Origin of the sequence: Clostridium sediminicola (assembly GCF_050402865.1) — a bacterium.
In the GTDB taxonomy this organism is placed as follows: Bacteria; Bacillota; Clostridia; order Clostridiales; family Clostridiaceae; genus Clostridium_AF; species Clostridium_AF sediminicola.
Window position 1 is genome coordinate 32,710 of sequence record NZ_BAABMF010000019.1, and the last position, 16,319, is coordinate 49,028.

The 16,319-nt window shown below is 30.8% G+C and carries 15 protein-coding genes; 2 read left to right on the forward strand and 13 right to left on the reverse strand.

Annotation, left to right across the window (positions count from 1 at the left end; translation table 11 throughout):
• Window positions 1-27 precede the first annotated feature (27 nt).
• The 10 genes from ACQ3F0_RS21680 to ACQ3F0_RS21725 all read right to left on the reverse strand — a co-directional run bounded on the left by ACQ3F0_RS21680 (window position 28) and on the right by ACQ3F0_RS21725 (window position 10,670).
• Entirely contained in the window at window positions 28-1,131 is a 1,104-nt protein-coding gene (locus tag ACQ3F0_RS21680; RefSeq protein ID WP_428867816.1) for a class I mannose-6-phosphate isomerase, read from the reverse strand.
• Window positions 1,132-1,216: 85 nt separating this feature from the next.
• Window positions 1,217-2,074, reverse strand: a complete 858-nt coding sequence (locus tag ACQ3F0_RS21685) for a class II fructose-bisphosphate aldolase (protein ID WP_428867817.1) — start codon at window positions 2,072-2,074, stop codon at window positions 1,217-1,219.
• A gap of 18 nt (window positions 2,075-2,092) precedes the next feature.
• Window positions 2,093-2,905, reverse strand: a complete 813-nt coding sequence (locus ACQ3F0_RS21690) for a TIM barrel protein (RefSeq protein WP_428867818.1) — start codon at window positions 2,903-2,905, stop codon at window positions 2,093-2,095.
• A 30-nt stretch (window positions 2,906-2,935) separates the two neighbouring features.
• Window positions 2,936-4,471 carry an FGGY-family carbohydrate kinase gene (locus ACQ3F0_RS21695; RefSeq protein WP_428867819.1) on the reverse strand — a complete coding sequence of 512 codons (1,536 nt, stop codon included), beginning with the start codon at window positions 4,469-4,471 and terminating at the stop codon, window positions 2,936-2,938.
• 17 nt (window positions 4,472-4,488) lie between these two features.
• Entirely contained in the window at window positions 4,489-4,965 is a 477-nt protein-coding gene (locus ACQ3F0_RS21700; RefSeq protein ID WP_428867820.1) for a VOC family protein, read from the reverse strand.
• A gap of 32 nt (window positions 4,966-4,997) precedes the next feature.
• Complete coding sequence (locus ACQ3F0_RS21705) at window positions 4,998-5,873, reverse strand: alpha/beta hydrolase fold domain-containing protein (protein ID WP_428867821.1); 876 nt, start codon at window positions 5,871-5,873, stop codon at window positions 4,998-5,000.
• 54 nt (window positions 5,874-5,927) lie between these two features.
• On the reverse strand, window positions 5,928-6,845 hold the full coding sequence (locus tag ACQ3F0_RS21710; RefSeq protein WP_428867822.1) for a carbohydrate ABC transporter permease: 918 nt from the start codon (window positions 6,843-6,845) through the stop codon (window positions 5,928-5,930).
• A gap of 119 nt (window positions 6,846-6,964) precedes the next feature.
• Complete coding sequence (locus ACQ3F0_RS21715; RefSeq protein WP_428867823.1) at window positions 6,965-8,284, reverse strand: ABC transporter substrate-binding protein; 1,320 nt, start codon at window positions 8,282-8,284, stop codon at window positions 6,965-6,967.
• A 42-nt stretch (window positions 8,285-8,326) separates the two neighbouring features.
• Window positions 8,327-9,151, reverse strand: coding sequence for a carbohydrate ABC transporter permease (locus tag ACQ3F0_RS21720; RefSeq protein WP_428867824.1), 825 nt, complete (start codon window positions 9,149-9,151; stop codon window positions 8,327-8,329).
• A 112-nt stretch (window positions 9,152-9,263) separates the two neighbouring features.
• Entirely contained in the window at window positions 9,264-10,670 is a 1,407-nt protein-coding gene (locus ACQ3F0_RS21725; protein ID WP_428867825.1) for a sulfatase family protein, read from the reverse strand.
• Between the two features lie 150 nt (window positions 10,671-10,820).
• On the opposite strand from ACQ3F0_RS21725, the gene ACQ3F0_RS21730 reads away from it, so the two are divergent.
• Complete coding sequence (locus ACQ3F0_RS21730) at window positions 10,821-11,339, forward strand: uroporphyrinogen decarboxylase family protein (protein ID WP_428867826.1); 519 nt, start codon at window positions 10,821-10,823, stop codon at window positions 11,337-11,339.
• A 63-nt stretch (window positions 11,340-11,402) separates the two neighbouring features.
• Here ACQ3F0_RS21730 and ACQ3F0_RS21735 read toward each other — a convergent pair whose 3' ends face one another.
• Entirely contained in the window at window positions 11,403-12,215 is an 813-nt protein-coding gene (locus ACQ3F0_RS21735) for an AraC family transcriptional regulator (RefSeq protein WP_428867827.1), read from the reverse strand.
• 229 nt (window positions 12,216-12,444) lie between these two features.
• Between ACQ3F0_RS21735 and ACQ3F0_RS21740 the strand changes: the two genes are divergently transcribed.
• Window positions 12,445-13,494, forward strand: a complete 1,050-nt coding sequence (locus tag ACQ3F0_RS21740; protein WP_428867828.1) for a uroporphyrinogen decarboxylase family protein — start codon at window positions 12,445-12,447, stop codon at window positions 13,492-13,494.
• A gap of 113 nt (window positions 13,495-13,607) precedes the next feature.
• On the opposite strand, the gene ACQ3F0_RS21745 is transcribed toward ACQ3F0_RS21740, so the two are convergent.
• Together ACQ3F0_RS21745 and ACQ3F0_RS21750 are read right to left on the reverse strand one after the other, a co-directional pair.
• Entirely contained in the window at window positions 13,608-14,918 is a 1,311-nt protein-coding gene (locus ACQ3F0_RS21745; RefSeq protein WP_428867829.1) for a M18 family aminopeptidase, read from the reverse strand.
• A gap of 15 nt (window positions 14,919-14,933) precedes the next feature.
• Window positions 14,934-16,295 carry an MATE family efflux transporter gene (locus tag ACQ3F0_RS21750; RefSeq protein ID WP_428867830.1) on the reverse strand — a complete coding sequence of 454 codons (1,362 nt, stop codon included), beginning with the start codon at window positions 16,293-16,295 and terminating at the stop codon, window positions 14,934-14,936.
• Window positions 16,296-16,319: the final 24 nt, after the last annotated feature.

Sequence of the window (16,319 nt, forward strand, 5' to 3'; positions counted from 1 at the left end):
ATGTATGTTATCACTATACCATCCCTTCTAATCCATTTTTGGTGGGAATCCTACTATAACTTCTAATTTTTCATCTTTTAAACTTTCAAAAGTAACTTTTTCTAATCCATTAGGTATGAATATACCTTGTCCTTGATTAACTTCTTTCTTCTTTCCATTTCCACATATATAACCATTACCCTTTACAACAATTGCGATACTGTGCTCAAAATTGTTATCAATTGTATATTCACCTTGAATATCAACTTTGTTCATAGCAAAACATCCGGTATAATCATGAGATAATAACTCATATTCTTTTGAACCATCAGCACTATTTATTTCTTTTTCATTAACAATTACTGTGTTTTTTATTTCTTCATCAGTATAAGTTGTGTAATCAAAACAATCAAATAATTTTTCATAACCCATTCCATAGTGTATTTCTTGCTCATTAAAAGTTCTTATTCCAAGGTAATCTCTCTCTAATCTTAGGGTATAATCACTTGGCTCATGTAATTCTAAGAATACAGCACCAGGACCCATAGCATGAGGCATTCCTGCTTTAACATAGATTACATCACCTTTATTTATATAAATTTTATGCATTGCATCAAGCATTCCTTGAATATCCTGCTTCTCAAATAAATCTTTCCATTGTTCTCTAGTTACCCCTTCTTTAAATCCTGCATAAGTATGAGGTTTTTCTCCATCTATTTCTCTCGTATCTACGATATACCAAACCTCTGACTTTCCGCTTGGGAAATTCAGATATTCTCTAGCACATTTTGCATCAGGGTGACACTGTATAACTAATCTTACATTAGAATCACCTACTCTTGCTAAAACTCCAATTTGATTCCCATTTTTGTGAAAGTATTTTTCACCTAAGAAAGCTCCAGGATTTGAATCTATTATTGCTTTTAATGAAGCTTGACTTCCATCATCAAGGTCAGTCATACTTAGACCTTCCCCATCATATTTATCAACATTTGTTACTTCTACTGTAGATATCAAAAATTCTTCTGACATATTTCCATCTTTTTCAGGCTTAATTCCTTGCCAACAATCAAGAAGTTTACCACCTGTATATGCTCTTTTTATACGATTATGTTTTAAAACCAATGGTTCATTATTTAAAGTATCAAACAAAGATAACACCTCTTTCTTTTTATAAAAATTAGCAAAAATCATATGATTTTCGCTAATTTTTCGTGATCTTAATTCTGATAAAAGTTTATTTATATAATTCTGCTTTACCTGAAGTTCCGAATAATTGAATCTTTTCTCTTGTTAATTGACATACTGCATCCTTAGCATTATTGAATACATCTGGTGGATTGTATGCTTCTAAGTCATTTGTAAGTGTATCTCTAAGTGTACGACTAAATACAATCTTAAGGTCAGTAGCAATATTAAACTTAGATATTCCTTCTGAGATAACTTCTTTAGTTAAGCTTTCCTCAAGGTCTGAACCACCATGGAAAACTATTGGAATGTCTACCTTCGCTTTAATAGCTTTTAATCTTTCTACATCAATTTTTTGAGGACCTGTGTATAATCCATGGCTGTTACCAATAGATATTGCTAATACATCAATTCCAGTTCTTTCTATAAAGTCAACGGCTTGATCTGGATCAGTCATATTCTCTGATCCGCTAACTCCATCTTCTACCCCTGATAAGCTACCTATTTCACCTTCAACAGATAAACCTTTAGCATGAGCTTTTTCAACTACTTCTCTAGTTAGACGAACATTTTCTTCATAAGGTAAATGAGATCCGTCAAACATAATAGATAATCCCATTTCTATTGCAGTATCAATATGTTCCATATCTCTTCCATGATCAAGTAAAACTGCAACTGGTGCTGTACTCTTTTTAGCAGCTTCTAAACATATTGTTGTTAACATTTCAAGCCCAAAATAATGTATCATACCTGATCCTATCATTAAAATTGCTGGTGCATTTTCTTCTTCTATTCCTCTAATAACTCCTTGTGTATATTCCATGTTGTGAACATTAAATGCTCCGACAGCGCACTTTGATTCTTTAGGTATTTTTGATAATAGTTCTTTTACTGTATATAAAGCCATTCTAAATCATCCTCTCTATTAATATATTTTTGATTTCATAAACTTTATTGCATCTTCAGAATTTTTAAGAATATCGTCACCTGAAAAAGCTTCAACATTTAAGTAATTTTTATAGTTTATTTCTTTTAACGCACCTAAGAATGAATCAAAATCAAAATGTCCTTTTCCAGGAACTAATCTATTACTGTCAGCAATATGTATATGTTCAATCATACTTCCAGCTTTTATTATTGAATCTTGAACAGACGCATCTTCTATATTCATATGGAAAGTATCAGCAAGAATTTTGATTTTTGGTAAATCATATTCGTTAATAAAATCCACACATTGTCCAACAGTATTTATATTATTTACTTCATATCTATTAATAGGCTCTAGACATATAGTAACTCCGTGATTAGCAGAGAAATCAGATAAATCTCTTAAACTATCTGCAAGCAATTCATAATGCTGTTGTAACGATACACCCTCATCCTTCATACCTCTTAAGAAGCCTACAGCCATTCTTTTAGCCCCAATTTTTTCTGCACATAAAATTTGTTTTTTATACTCTTCTATACCTTCAATTCTTTTTGCTTTATCTTTGTTAGAGAGATTAACTCCTATTTCAGCAAGAAAAATAGCTAACATCATAGGTATTTCAATGTTTTCTTCTTTAAATAGTTTACCTAGTTCCTCAAGTTCACTATTACTTTTTCTGTCAATAAATAAGTCAACACCTTCATAACCTAATTGTCTTATATTTTTTAAATCTTCTTTTATATTTCCACCTCTAAAAATAATAGGACCAAATTGAGTTTTAAAAGTAGAAACAGTAATTCCTAATTTCATATTTTTTCATTCCTTCCGATATAAGCTTAGTTAAGAAATATTATCTAATCTGTTATTAATACCTGAGACAGCAACACATGCATCCTTAAATATCTCATATAACTCATCATATTTCTCTTTTATCTCAGGATTTGGATAGTATCTTTTCTTTATCTTAGCTACTTTCATTGAAGCTTCATGCATATCTTTGTATACACCAATACCTACTCCTGCCAATAAAGCAGCTCCATGCGCAGTACCTTCTTCTACGGCTGGAATTTCTATTACTTTACCTGTGATATCTGATTTTATTTGTTGCCATAGTGTAAAGTTAGTTCCTCCACCCACTGTACAAATAGATTCTGCAATCACTCCAGCCGTTTTTTCCTGTAGTTCCAATATCATTCTAGCTTGAAAAGAAAGTCCTTCAAATACCGCTCTTATCATTTCATTACTTGTAGTTGTCGCATTTAAGCCAAGGAACGTACCTTTGTCAGCTGGGTTCCAAGTTGGAGCTCCACTTCCTCTAAGATGAGGTATATACATTACTCCATTTGCACCTACAGGAACATTTTCTACTTCTTTAACTAGTTCTGAAACCACATCATTATAAGAAACACCTTTTTCTTCTGCTATTTTCTTTGCAGAAAGAATATTATCCATAGCCCAAAGTACAGATACTCCTGAGGATATAATCCCACCCCATGATACATAATATCTCGGATCAAGATGCCTAGCAATTCTAAGACCATCAAATTTATCTGGAACTTTTGAATCTACTTTTGATACAAATAAAAAGCTTTCAGCTGTACCTGATGAATCCATTACTTTCATTCCTGGCTTTATTCCTGACGCTAAAGTAGCACATGGATGGTCATGCCCTCCAACAACTATAGGTGTATCACTAGATAATCCTGTTTTTTCACAAGCCTCTTCTGTTACATTCCCTAACACAGTTCCACTTTTGAATATTTCAGGAAATAAATCATTTCTAAGATCTAACTTATCAAATATTCCCTCTGACCAAGCATTTTTATTTAAATCCATAGCCAGTGTTCTTGATGCAATTGTAAAGTCAGTAGCAAATTTTCTACACAAACACCAATAAATATAATCGGCCATTTGCAAGAATTTCACTGATTTATCGTATACTTCTGGATAATGGTCTTTTATCCACATTATTTTGAAAATAGGAAAAATTGGATTTGGTTCTAAACCTGTTATGCTAAATAATTTTTCTTTTCCTATTATTTCAACAGCTTTTTCTGCCTGTTCTCTAGCTCTGGTATCAAACCAAGCCATTATGTTAAAGCAAGGCTCTCCATTTTCATCAATAGGAACAATTGCCTCTGTCATGCTTGTTACTGATAAAGCATCTATTTTTGCTCCATCTAATTCTTTTACTACTTCTCTTATTAAAGTAGCTGTTTCATTCCACAATTCAATAGGATCATAATATCCTCTTTTTTGATCATCGTACTTTGTTTTAGTCGGTGTTTTTTTTAGGGCTAGTATTTCACCATTCTCATCAAAAGCTACCGCTTTCCAATTCGTAGTCCCAATATCTATTCCTAGTAATATAGCCATTTATTTATCACCTTTTCTTATTTTTTTACTATTTCATTCATCATCTCAAGAGCAAAACCAAGAGTATCATCAGTATCATAGAATACCCACTCTTTTCCTGCGTTTTTCCCTACTGATGATCCCATTTGTGATATATTAAAACCATTATCAAGTAAGTATTCTCTACTCTCATCGTGGGTAGGAACAAGGAATTTTATGTGATGTAAACCAGGTCCTTTTTCATCTAAGAAGTCTCTCCAAATTGTTTTACCTGTTAATGGTTGAATTATTTCAAATTCAATATTTCCTAGATTATAAAAACAAAACTTAGCTGTAAATTTCTCATCCTCACCTTTATACTTCATTGTTATATTTTCTTCACCTTCTGGTGGAAAATCCACAACTCTAAAAGGTCCTATCCCAAATATCTTTTCAAATTTCTCCAATGTAGTATCCAAATCATCAACAATTAAACCTATTTGTATCGGATTACTAAAAGTCTCTTTTATATTCATAATACCCCTACCCTTCTCTTTTTTAATATTTTTTAATTTTCTCTAATTAAAAACTCCTCAATAGTACCTATAACATTAAATATTCCTGGACTATTGTTAAACCATCCATGTCCTTCACCTTCAAAAACCAGTAAATCACCTTGAGAACCTACTTTTGCTATTTCTTTGTACATATCTTCTGCAATCTTAATTGAAACTAATTCATCTTTATCACCGTTTAGTATTAAAGTATTTGCCATATTTTTACTAACATAATGAATTGATGAACCAATTTTATAAATTTCAGGATTATTAATGTATTCACTCCCAAAATAGATTACTAATCGTTGGTCTTTCCTTTCACAAAGTTCAACACTACTAGTAAAATCAAAAGGTGTTCCCATACATACAGCTTTATTTATTCCCCAAGGAAATTCTCTTTCATTATCAATAAAATCAATTTTTTCTCCATTTGAGGCTGCCAACATGGATGAAATGCTGCCCCCAATATATCCACCCACTAAAAATATTTGTTCTAGATCAATTGAATATTCTTTATTATTTAAATATATCCAATTAAGCAATCTAACCCCATCTTTGATACCTTCCGGGAATTTCCTGTTTTGAAAATCCCTTAAATCCAAAATAATACTTACTACATTATGCTTTTCTGAAAAATAAGCTGCTTGAGGATAGAATTGAGTTTTATGTTCCGAAAAACCTGGAACAAATATAATTACTGGTCTATTTGTTTTCGTTTTTTTTTCATTATAAAAGATATCAGAATATACATTTACCTCTCCTTGATAAACATTTACTTCTTCTTCAATGACAATCTTTTCAGGTATAAACCTACACTCTAATCCTTTTTTTCTAAATTCACCAGTTTTTAAGCTATCAAGAAATTTATCAAAATTAACTCTCACCATTATCTCTATCCACTCCATTCAATAAATTTAGTACTTTATAGTTCAAAACTAATATTAATTATCAATTGATTTCTGATGTTTACCATAGAAAACAGCGATTACACTAGTAAATAAAAGTATAATAACAGCTAAAGCTGATGCTTTACTATATTCATATTCATAAAAAGCCAATTTGTAAAGATATGTTGCCATTGTTTCTGTAGCACCAACAGGTCCACCACCTGTGGTTAACCAAATTAGTGGGAATAATCTTAAAGTAAATATTATATCAAGTAAGCCAACACTAATTAAGATAGGTTTTAATTGTGGAATTGTAATATGAATAAAACGTTGGAATGCATTTGCTCCATCAACATTTGCTGCTTCATTTAATGATGATGGTATACTTTGAAGTCCCGCTAGAAGTGAAATCATCATAAATGGATACCCTCTCCATATATTAACAATAATTAAAGAAACCATTGCGATTTTAGGATCTCCAAACCATTCAATATTCGCACTTATAATATGAATATTTTTCAATATATAGTTTACTATTCCAAGTGGCGATAATATAAGTTGCCAGTTTACAGCTACTACTGCAGCAGTAAATATCCAAGGTAATATAAATATTGTTCTAAAAAAAGATAAGGCAATTCTATTCATTTTTCTATTAAGTAATTGGGCAAATGTCAATCCCAATATAACATGGAAAATAACACTAAACAAAGTGAATACCAACGTATTCCATGAAGAGTTTATAAACTTCTCATCTTGAAAAAGTTCAACATATGTTTTTAACCCGACAAAAGTGGATTCTTTTACTACAAGTACATTATCAAAAAAACTATATCCTATAACTCGTATTATAGGGTAAAGCAATAACATTACTAATATCAATATTGCAGGAAGTACATAACCGTATGCAGCATACTTCTTTTTGAATTTATCCCTATTAGTTATCTGCCTTCCAAAAGTAACTCTATTTTGCATTATATAAACTCCTTCCATAATGATAATCAAAGTATACTAAACATTCTTATTTAATATACTTTGATTTTTCATCCTAATTGCTGTTAAAACCAGGGAGTGGCTTTTTAATTAAATCTTAATTAATTACCTGCAAAAATGTCATCCCAACCCTTTTGAATATTCTCAACTGCTTCTTCAGGAGAAATGTCATCAAGGAACATCTTTTGAACTTCTTCTGTAAATACTCTCCATGTGTCAGTTGATCTTGGAGTCAACATTAATTCTTCAACTACTTCTAGTTCACTCATCATTTCAAAAGTTTTCTTAATTAATGGATCGTCATTAATATAATCTGCACTTGCATTAAGATTAGCTGGTAATTGTCCAGCTTTTTCTGCTATCCATGCGTTAATTTCCTCACTTGTAAGCCAGCTAATAAATGTCCATGCTAACTCTTTATTTTCACTACCACTTCCAATACCTACTTCCCAACCATGTAATCTTGTTGCAGGTACTCCACCTTCTTCAGGTACTGGTACTGCTACTACACCAAAGTTCATATCAGTTCCACTATTTCTTACTGTATTTATGTGCGTTGAAGGTTGAATCATCATTGAAGCTGTTCCACTGATGAAATCATCTATACTTTGATTGGCAGCTTTTGTAAGAACTCCAGGTAAGAATACCTCATCTGCATATAAATCGTTGAATAAAGTAAGAGTTTTAAGCATTTCTGGTGTATTAATATTTGCTTTTCCATCTTTCATTGTTCTTCCACCAGCAGTATATAACATTGGGTATATTGAAAGGATAGGTCCATTAGCTGCTCCAGATGATGACATAGACAATGTCAATCCATATCTATTGTTATCAGAATCAGTTAATTTTTTAGCCGCAGCTTTCATTTCTTCCCATGTTGTTGGTGGCTCTAAACCAGCTTCTTTGAAATGATCTTCATTATAGAACAAAACAAAATGCATAGCTGTTAGAGGAAGCATATATGAATTTCCATCAATCTTTTGCATTGGCTCTTGTACCAATTTACTTGCATCAAAAGTTTCATCTGCTGACATTAATTCATCTAATGGTTCTAGTGCACCTAAATCAACTAATTCTTTACACCATGGCATATTAAGTTGATATACGTCTGCATCTTGTGCTGCCGCATATCTAGAAATAATTTGTTTTCTAACATCTGCAAATCCAACACTTACTGACTCAACTTCAATACCTGGATACTCTTCATTAAATTTTTCAATGATTAATTCTGCCCCACCTGGGAATTCACCCATCCAGTTTACCCACTCAATTTTTCCTTTAAGTTGCCCAGATTCAGTAGTTGATGTTTCAGTATCACTATTATCAGTTTTTCCAGCATTCACTGTGTTGTTTCCACCACAAGCCACTAAAGAAATACTAAGTAATCCAACCAGAAACAAAGACATAACTTTTTTCATCATAACAATAATACCTCCCTAAAATTTTTATAATAAATCTAATTATTAACCTTTTACAGACCCTGCTGATAACCCTGAAACAAAATATTTTTGTGCTACTAAATATAATATTAATATTGGTACACTACCAACAATAGCCATACTCATCATAACGCTCCAATTAGTTTGATTTTCTCCTTGAAGCAATGATATTCCTATAGGAACTGTTCTCATAACGTCTGACTTAGTTAATGTCAATGCAAATAAATACTCGTTCCAAGAGAGCATAAATGAATATATAGCTGTAGAAACTATTCCCGGTATAGCTATAGGTACTAATACTCTCCAAAGTGCATAAAATCTACTTCCCCCGTCTATAATTACAGCTTCATCTATTTGCTCTGATATAGTGTTGAAATATGATATCATCATAAGCATACAGTAAGGTAAACAAAATGAAGCATATGTAATAACTAATCCCGTATAAGTATTATATAATTTAAAAGAAACAATCATTATATAATATGGAATTAGAAGTGAGATTGGTGGTATAGTCTGTGACATTATTATAAACACATTCATAATCTTCTTACCCTTAAATCTAAATCTAGAAAATCCATATCCTGATAGTATACCTAAAAATAATGATACCAATGTTACCACAATACCTATAAAATAACTGTTAAAGAAAAATCTTAAAGTTTTAGAATCTGTGAAAATTGCTCTATACGCTTGCAAAGTGAATTTTTTAGGTATAATATGTGGCGGTACACTAAATATTTCTGCATTTGGACGTATGGACATTAAAATCATCCAAACAACAGGAAAAGCAATAAATACTGATAAAATCGACATAACAATATAGGCTCGTCTATTATTTTTTTTCTCCATTAAATTATCCCCTTCTCAAATCTAGTTAGTAAATGTAAACCTTTAAGTAAATTATACTTACTGTCCTTTGATTAGACAATGTGACAAATATCTTATTTTGTTTGATATTATTTTATATTGATTTATTCTTATATCTTTCCCAATATTTTTTACCTAATGGATGCTTTTCATCGTCCCAACTATCTTTAAATTTCAATAGTTCTGAAGTCAGATTATCAACAATTCCTAAAAACTCTTCTTTGCCAAATAAATCGTTAATCTCTGCGGGATCATCAATAATATCAAACAATTGACTTTTGCTTATATTCGAAGTTCTATACTCAATAAGTTTATACCTGTCATTTTTTATACTCCTTAACATATCAGTATAAGCAAAATATAAGTGTTCTCTCACCTTAACTTCTGAATTCATTATTGTCGGTAATACACTTTTACCCTCTACAGTTTCAGGTTTGTCCACATCTAATATTTCACATACAGTTGGAAAAATATCCAATAAGTAAACATAGGTATCTCTTTTCTCACCTTTTGGTATTCCTGGCCCTGAAAAAATCAATGGTACTCTAATACTGTGTTCATAGTGATTTTGTTTACCAAACAAGCCATGTTGACCTAACGCTAATCCATTATCTCCAGCAAAAATGAAGATAGTGTTTTCCAACTCACCTTTCTTTTCTATTGACTCTAAAACTCTCCCAATCTGATTATCTAAATGAGAAATCATTCCATAGTATTCAGCAATATGTCTTTTAACTTCTTCTTCTGTTCTAGGATAAGCTGCAAGCTTCTCGTCTCTACAATTCTTAATCCCAAAATCAAATAAATGCTCTTCTCTATAATTTTCAGGTAATTTTATATCATTTGAATTATACATATTTAAAAATTCTTCAGGCATAGTTCTAGGATCATGGGGAGCCATAAATGATATATACATAAAAAAAGGTTTCTCATCATTATATTTCTCAATAAACTCAACAGATATATCTCCAAATAAATCTGTTGAGTGTTTTCCCATAGTCATATGATCTGTATAATTTATTTCTACTTTATTAGATAAACTTGGATTCATTACTACTTTCCTTGATTTATCATACTTTCCAGTTGGATCATAATTATAAGCTGGTACATTCCAATGATCCCACATTCCTCCAAAGAAAATTTCTCCACCATCTGTAAAACTTCTTGCAAAAGACTCTCTACCATTATGCCATTTCCCAGTTCCAAATGTTCTATAACCCACCTTTTTTAATGTTTCTCCAATGGTAGCATGTTCCTTTGGTATACTTTGGCCTTCTTTTTCAATATGAAATAAAGTTCTTCCTGTATGAAGCATTGCTCTACTTGGCATACATACTGCTCCTGATGTACCACATGGTATATGTGCCTGAGTAAATGAAGTTCCTTCTCTAACTAGTTTGTCAATATTGGGAGTGCTGATTTCAGTGTTCCCTAGAGCATTGATGGTATCAAATCTTTGATCATCCGTAAAAAAGAATACAATATTAGGTTTTTTATTCATTATATTTTCCTCCTTGCAAAAAATTTAGCGCTGCAATATCTATATAGCCAAGGTTATAAATAAATTATATATTTATAATCCTCCTAAACTAACGTGGTAAATATCCTATTTTGTTTGAATTTATTTTATATTTAAAGTTTATTTAATAGAATGGTTGAATTTGAATTAGAGTATTATGAGAGAATTCTAATAGCTGGAGATGGTCAAATTGACATTATAAGACCTCATGATGATTATGGAACCCAGATAGGTTTACTCTTTAGTGTAGATATATGGAGAAAATATATGAAGGAGAATACAATAAAATTAGTTGATTTAGCACATAAATACGGGGCTTTCTATCAACAGCATTCATGTGGTGCTATTCGAGAAATAATACCTGAACTTATTGATTGCGGAGTTGATATTCTTGAGCCTATCCAAAAGGTAAAAGGTATGGAACCTGTAAAACTCAAAAAGGACTTTGGACATAAATTGACATTTCATGGAGGAATAGACACTCAGAAAATACTTCCTAAAGGGCCAGTAAAAGATGTAACAAATGAAACGAAACATTTTATAGATACATTTAATGTTGAAGGTGGATATATACTGATGGCTTCTCAATGTTTTGAAGGTGATGTACCTATAGAGAATATTGAAGCTATGTATGGTGTTTCAAGGAATTAATATAACCTTATCTACAGTTTTTTTGTATTCTCAAAACTGGTTTAAGATTAAAGATATTTATTTCTATAATAACTTATATGTAATATTATAATTTCTAGCATGCTTCCTGAATTCATTAGGTGTTAATCCTTCAATATTTTTAAAGTTTCTAATAAAATGGCTTGTATTGCAGAAACCTAAATCATTAGATATATTTTCAATTTTTTTATCTGTGGTGCAAAGAAACTCTTTAGCTTTATTGATTCTTCTATTCAGAATATACTTACCAGGTGTTGTACCTGTAATTTTTAAAAATAGCCTAGCAAAATAAGCAGGACTATAGTTTGATATTTTCGAAAGATTTTCAATACTGAGGTTATCTTCTAAATTATTTTCAATATAGTCTAATACTCTTTTCAATTTTGATTTACTTGAATTTAGGGATTCACTTTTATAACTATATTCACTTATTTCAATTATATATAAAAGTATTGAGTACAGAAATTTTGAAATTATATAAATATTTTTCTCATTATAGTTATTCAGAAAGAAAAAAATTCTTCTTAAATAGTTAAGAATTCTATTATTCTGTGGAGCTTCAATAATTGGGCTAATATTATTTAAAACTGAATTCATAATATTTGCAGAGTCTCCACCTGCAAATTCAATCCACTCTAAAGAAATGAAATCATTACAGTTGATCCCGTAATGATGACTATTATATGGATCTAATAGAAACATATCTCCCTTCTTAAGTAAAAACTTTTTAGATTTATAAAAGAGAAAAACAGAGCCCCTTGATACATAATGAATACTACAATAAGGATATGCACTATTTCTTTTTATATTTAATTCTGTATTCGCTTGATTTCTACCTGCTCGATTAATAAAATACACCAATGAATCTAAGTTGGTTATATATTTATTTATATAAGAAAAATTATTTATATCTATTCCTCCCAAAGTTTTTTTGTATATACTATGTCAAGAATATACTATTTCATGTCAAGTTTATATCTAATAACAACTCTAATGTATTGATATAATCATTATAACAATAAATTTATTTAAAAGTAAATAATTATAAACAAAATCAAAATTATACTATTAATTGGAGGGATATTTTATGTTGTCAAGAGAAAGAGTAAGAAAGGCTATTATGCATAAACAACCAGATAGAGTTCCAACAAATTTCGAGTGTGTAGATTCAGTAATGGAAAAATTATTAAAACATTATAGTTTCAATAATGCAGAGCAAGTTTATCAAAAATTTGAAATAGACATTAGAAGTATATCTCCCATATATTGTGGACCAGAATTGAAAAGCTACACTGATATTGATGGGAACAAAGTTCAGGAGAATTTTCTAGGCTTTAGTAGAACACATATTTGGACAGGAAAAGAATATAACCATATAACTACTTCTTTCCCAATGGATTCATTTCAAACGGTAGAAGATATTGATAATTATAAGTGGCCATCTCCAGACTGGTTTGATTATGAAAGCATAAAATATCAATGTGAACAGCATAAAGATAAAGCAATAATAGTAGGCCATGAAGGACCATTTCAAATAGTCACCAATCTAAGAAGAATGGAAAACTTATTTATGGATATGATTTTAAATCCTCAGTTTGCTAAGCGTTTATTTGATAGAATGGTTGAATTTGAATTAGAGTATTATGAGAGAATTCTAATAGCTGGAGATGGTAAAATTGACATTATAAGACCTCATGATGATTATGGAACCCAGATAGGTTTACTCTTTAGTGTAGATATATGGAGAAAATACATGAAGGAGAATACAAGAAAATTAGTTGATTTAGCACATAAATACGGGGCTTTCTATCAACAGCATTCATGTGGTGCTATTCGAGAAATAATACCTGAACTTGTTGATTGCGGAGTTGATATTCTTGAGCCTATACAAAAGGTAAAAGGTATGGAACCTGAAAAACTCAAAAAGGACTTTGGACATGAATTGGCATTTCAAGGAGGAATAGACACTCAGAAAATACTTCCTAAAGGTTCAGTAAAAGATGTAATAAATGAAACGAACCATTTTATAGATACATTTAATGTTGAAGGTGGATATATACTGATGGGTTCTCAATCTTTTGAAGGTGATATCCCTATAGAGAATATTGAAGCTATTTATAGTGTTTCAAGGATTTAATATAACCATATGTATGAGTTTTTATATCAAATATATAATATTAATTTAGATAATCCATTACAAATTAGAACACTAGATATCTATAAAAATAGATTTCTAGTGTTTTAAATCCACTAATTAAAAAAAGTTTTTAAACATTTATACATGTAAAAATGATCATCAACTCCAACCAACTCTCGAATAGAATGCATAGCTAGCATTGGTATGCCAATATCTACTGCATTTATATTTAAGTGAGTTGAACTTATCGGTCCTATAGTTGATCCCCCTCTTTCATCAGACCTATTTACAAACTTTTGTAACGGTACTTCAGCATTTTGGCATATTTGTGTAAATATTGCAGAAGAAAAACTATCTGAAGTATATTTCTGATTTGCGCTTATTTTAAGTGCAGGTCCATAATTTATAATCGGCTTGCTTGTAGGGTCACTTTTATCTGTTTTATTTGGATGTACTGCATGTGCCCCATCTGCTGAAACCATAAAAGAATTAGCTATCGCTCTAAAAAACTCTTCTCTACTTCCAGCTAAAGAGTATACTATCCTTTCCAAAATATTCGATAGTAACTCTGAATCCGCACCTTGCTTTGTAGAACTACCTATTTCTTCATTATCGAAAAGTGCTAGCACATTAATACCATTTTTCACTTTAGTATCTGTTATTGCTTTTAACCCTGCATGAACTGCTTCTAGATCATCTAATCTTGATGCTGATATAAATTCATCCTTTAGCCCAATAACTTTACCATCTTCAAACTCATATAAGAATAAATCAAAATCTAAAACCTCTTCTATATCTACATTTAACTCTTTAGATATTAATTTCATTAAAAAATTTTCTTTTTCAAATTCATCATTTATCATTCCTAGTAATGGCAATGTATCTTTTTGAGGATTCAATTCAATGCCTTTATTAACATCCCTATTCATATGAATGGCAAGATTAGGTATTATCATCATAGGCTTTTTAAAATTAACAAATTCTATTCTCGGCTTCATTATATTTTTACTTTTAAGAGTTACTCTTCCTGCTATTGATAAAGGTCTATCCATCCAAGTGTTTAAGATTGGTCCACCATACACCTCAGTATTCAATCGCAAATATTTTTTTTCTTCTATCATCTCAGGACATGGTTTTACTCTAAAACCAGGAGTATCAGTATGAGCTCCAACTATTTTAAAACCTTCTTCTTCAACTTTTCCTTCTCCTATAGCAAATGCTACTAAAGCCGAATCATTTTTCGTCGTAAAATACTTGCCATGAAACTTTAAATTCCACTTATCGCCTTCTTTTAGTTCATTAAATCCTTGAGATTTTAATAATGATTTTGCTTTAATTACAGCATGAAATGCTGTAGGACTTTCACTTATAAAACTAATAAGTTCCTTAGCTAAATCTAATTTTTCATTACTTTTTTTGCTCATATTTTCCCTCCAAATTTACTCTTGGTTAACTAGATTTTTAACCCATTTTTTTGATATAACTCTTGGTATACCTATTGCCAACTTTATTATTTCTTCTAAATTTGCTAAAAGTACAACAATATACACTGGCAATTTCCAATACCATGCTCCTAGAAAAACTAAAGGAACTCCAATAAGCCAAATAGAGCTCATTTCTAAAAACATTGCATATTTTGTATCTCCACCACTTCTTAAAACACCTACAATTATAATGATATTACAAGTTTTTACAACAATAAACATTGAAATTATTTTCAATATAATTACAGTGTTTTGAATTACTCCTTTACTAACATTGAAAAAGCTCACAATTAGAGGTGCTGAAACAAATAATATTACTCCTAGAACAAATGAAACAATTATTCCTACAAAGAAGAATTTTTTAGAATAATCTATAGCTTTTTTTTCATTGTTAGCCCCAATCTCATTACCCAATATTACTGTACAAGCATTCCCTAAACCAATTGAAAGAATAAAAAACAAATTCTGAATGGTGTTCCCTATCTGTACTGAAGCAATTGCCTCAGTGCTCATTCTTGCATAAGCTACTGTGTATGCAGTCATTCCTAAAGACCAGAAAAACTCATTAATTATAACAGGAGCCGCTGTTTTAAATATTTTTATTACAAATTCACGAGACAAATCTAAGAGTTCTGAAATCTTAGCAGCTATCGCAATATCGCTTCTATACACTATAACTAATATTAAAACAACATCTACTGTTCTAGCTAATAAAGTTGCATATGCAGCTCCTTTCACGCCTAGGGCAGGCGCTCCAAAATTACCAAAGATTAATACATAGTTAAAAAAAGTATTGCACCCAAGCGAAATTCCACTAACAAACATAGGAATTTTAGCTTGACCTATGCTTCGAGATGAAAAACCATAGGCAAAACTAACAGCCGTAAATACATAACTTAAAGCAACTATAACAATATACTCAGTTCCTAGCAATATAACATTTATATCCTTAGAAAAGATACTTAGTATACCTTTTGGAAAAATCATAACTAATATTGTGAAAATTATTGCAATAGATATCCCTGCAGTCAAACACACCCCAAGAACTCGTCTAATATTTTTCACGTCTCTTTTCCCCCAATATTGAGAGGTAAAAATCGAAGCTCCACTAAAAACTCCAAATAATATTACTACAAACAAGAAAAAAACTTGATTTGAAAGACCAACAGCTGCAATACTTTGATCTCCCAATTTTCCTATCATAACTGTATCTACCATATTAAGTGATGAAGATATAAAGTTTTGAATGACAATTGGCACTGCAACAGCAATTAACTTTTTATAAAAATCCCAATCTTTTATTCTACCATCCTTCATAAAAATCCCCCCATGATTCAGTGC

Coding starts and splice junctions, on each gene's coding strand:
- ACQ3F0_RS21685 (WP_428867817.1), bottom strand. CDS start 2,074: ATGGCTTTATATACAGTAAAAGAACTATTATCAAAAATACCTAAAGAA.
- ACQ3F0_RS21690 (WP_428867818.1), bottom strand. CDS start 2,905: ATGAAATTAGGAATTACTGTTTCTACTTTTAAAACTCAATTTGGTCCT.
- ACQ3F0_RS21695 (WP_428867819.1), bottom strand. CDS start 4,471: ATGGCTATATTACTAGGAATAGATATTGGGACTACGAATTGGAAAGCG.
- ACQ3F0_RS21700 (WP_428867820.1), bottom strand. CDS start 4,965: ATGAATATAAAAGAGACTTTTAGTAATCCGATACAAATAGGTTTAATT.
- ACQ3F0_RS21705 (WP_428867821.1), bottom strand. CDS start 5,873: ATGGTGAGAGTTAATTTTGATAAATTTCTTGATAGCTTAAAAACTGGT.
- ACQ3F0_RS21710 (WP_428867822.1), bottom strand. CDS start 6,845: ATGCAAAATAGAGTTACTTTTGGAAGGCAGATAACTAATAGGGATAAA.
- ACQ3F0_RS21715 (WP_428867823.1), bottom strand. CDS start 8,284: ATGATGAAAAAAGTTATGTCTTTGTTTCTGGTTGGATTACTTAGTATT.
- ACQ3F0_RS21720 (WP_428867824.1), bottom strand. CDS start 9,151: ATGGAGAAAAAAAATAATAGACGAGCCTATATTGTTATGTCGATTTTA.
- ACQ3F0_RS21725 (WP_428867825.1), bottom strand. CDS start 10,670: ATGAATAAAAAACCTAATATTGTATTCTTTTTTACGGATGATCAAAGA.
- ACQ3F0_RS21730 (WP_428867826.1), top strand. CDS start 10,821: ATGGTTGAATTTGAATTAGAGTATTATGAGAGAATTCTAATAGCTGGA.
- ACQ3F0_RS21740 (WP_428867828.1), top strand. CDS start 12,445: ATGTTGTCAAGAGAAAGAGTAAGAAAGGCTATTATGCATAAACAACCA.
- ACQ3F0_RS21745 (WP_428867829.1), bottom strand. CDS start 14,918: ATGAGCAAAAAAAGTAATGAAAAATTAGATTTAGCTAAGGAACTTATT.
- ACQ3F0_RS21750 (WP_428867830.1), bottom strand. CDS start 16,295: ATGAAGGATGGTAGAATAAAAGATTGGGATTTTTATAAAAAGTTAATT.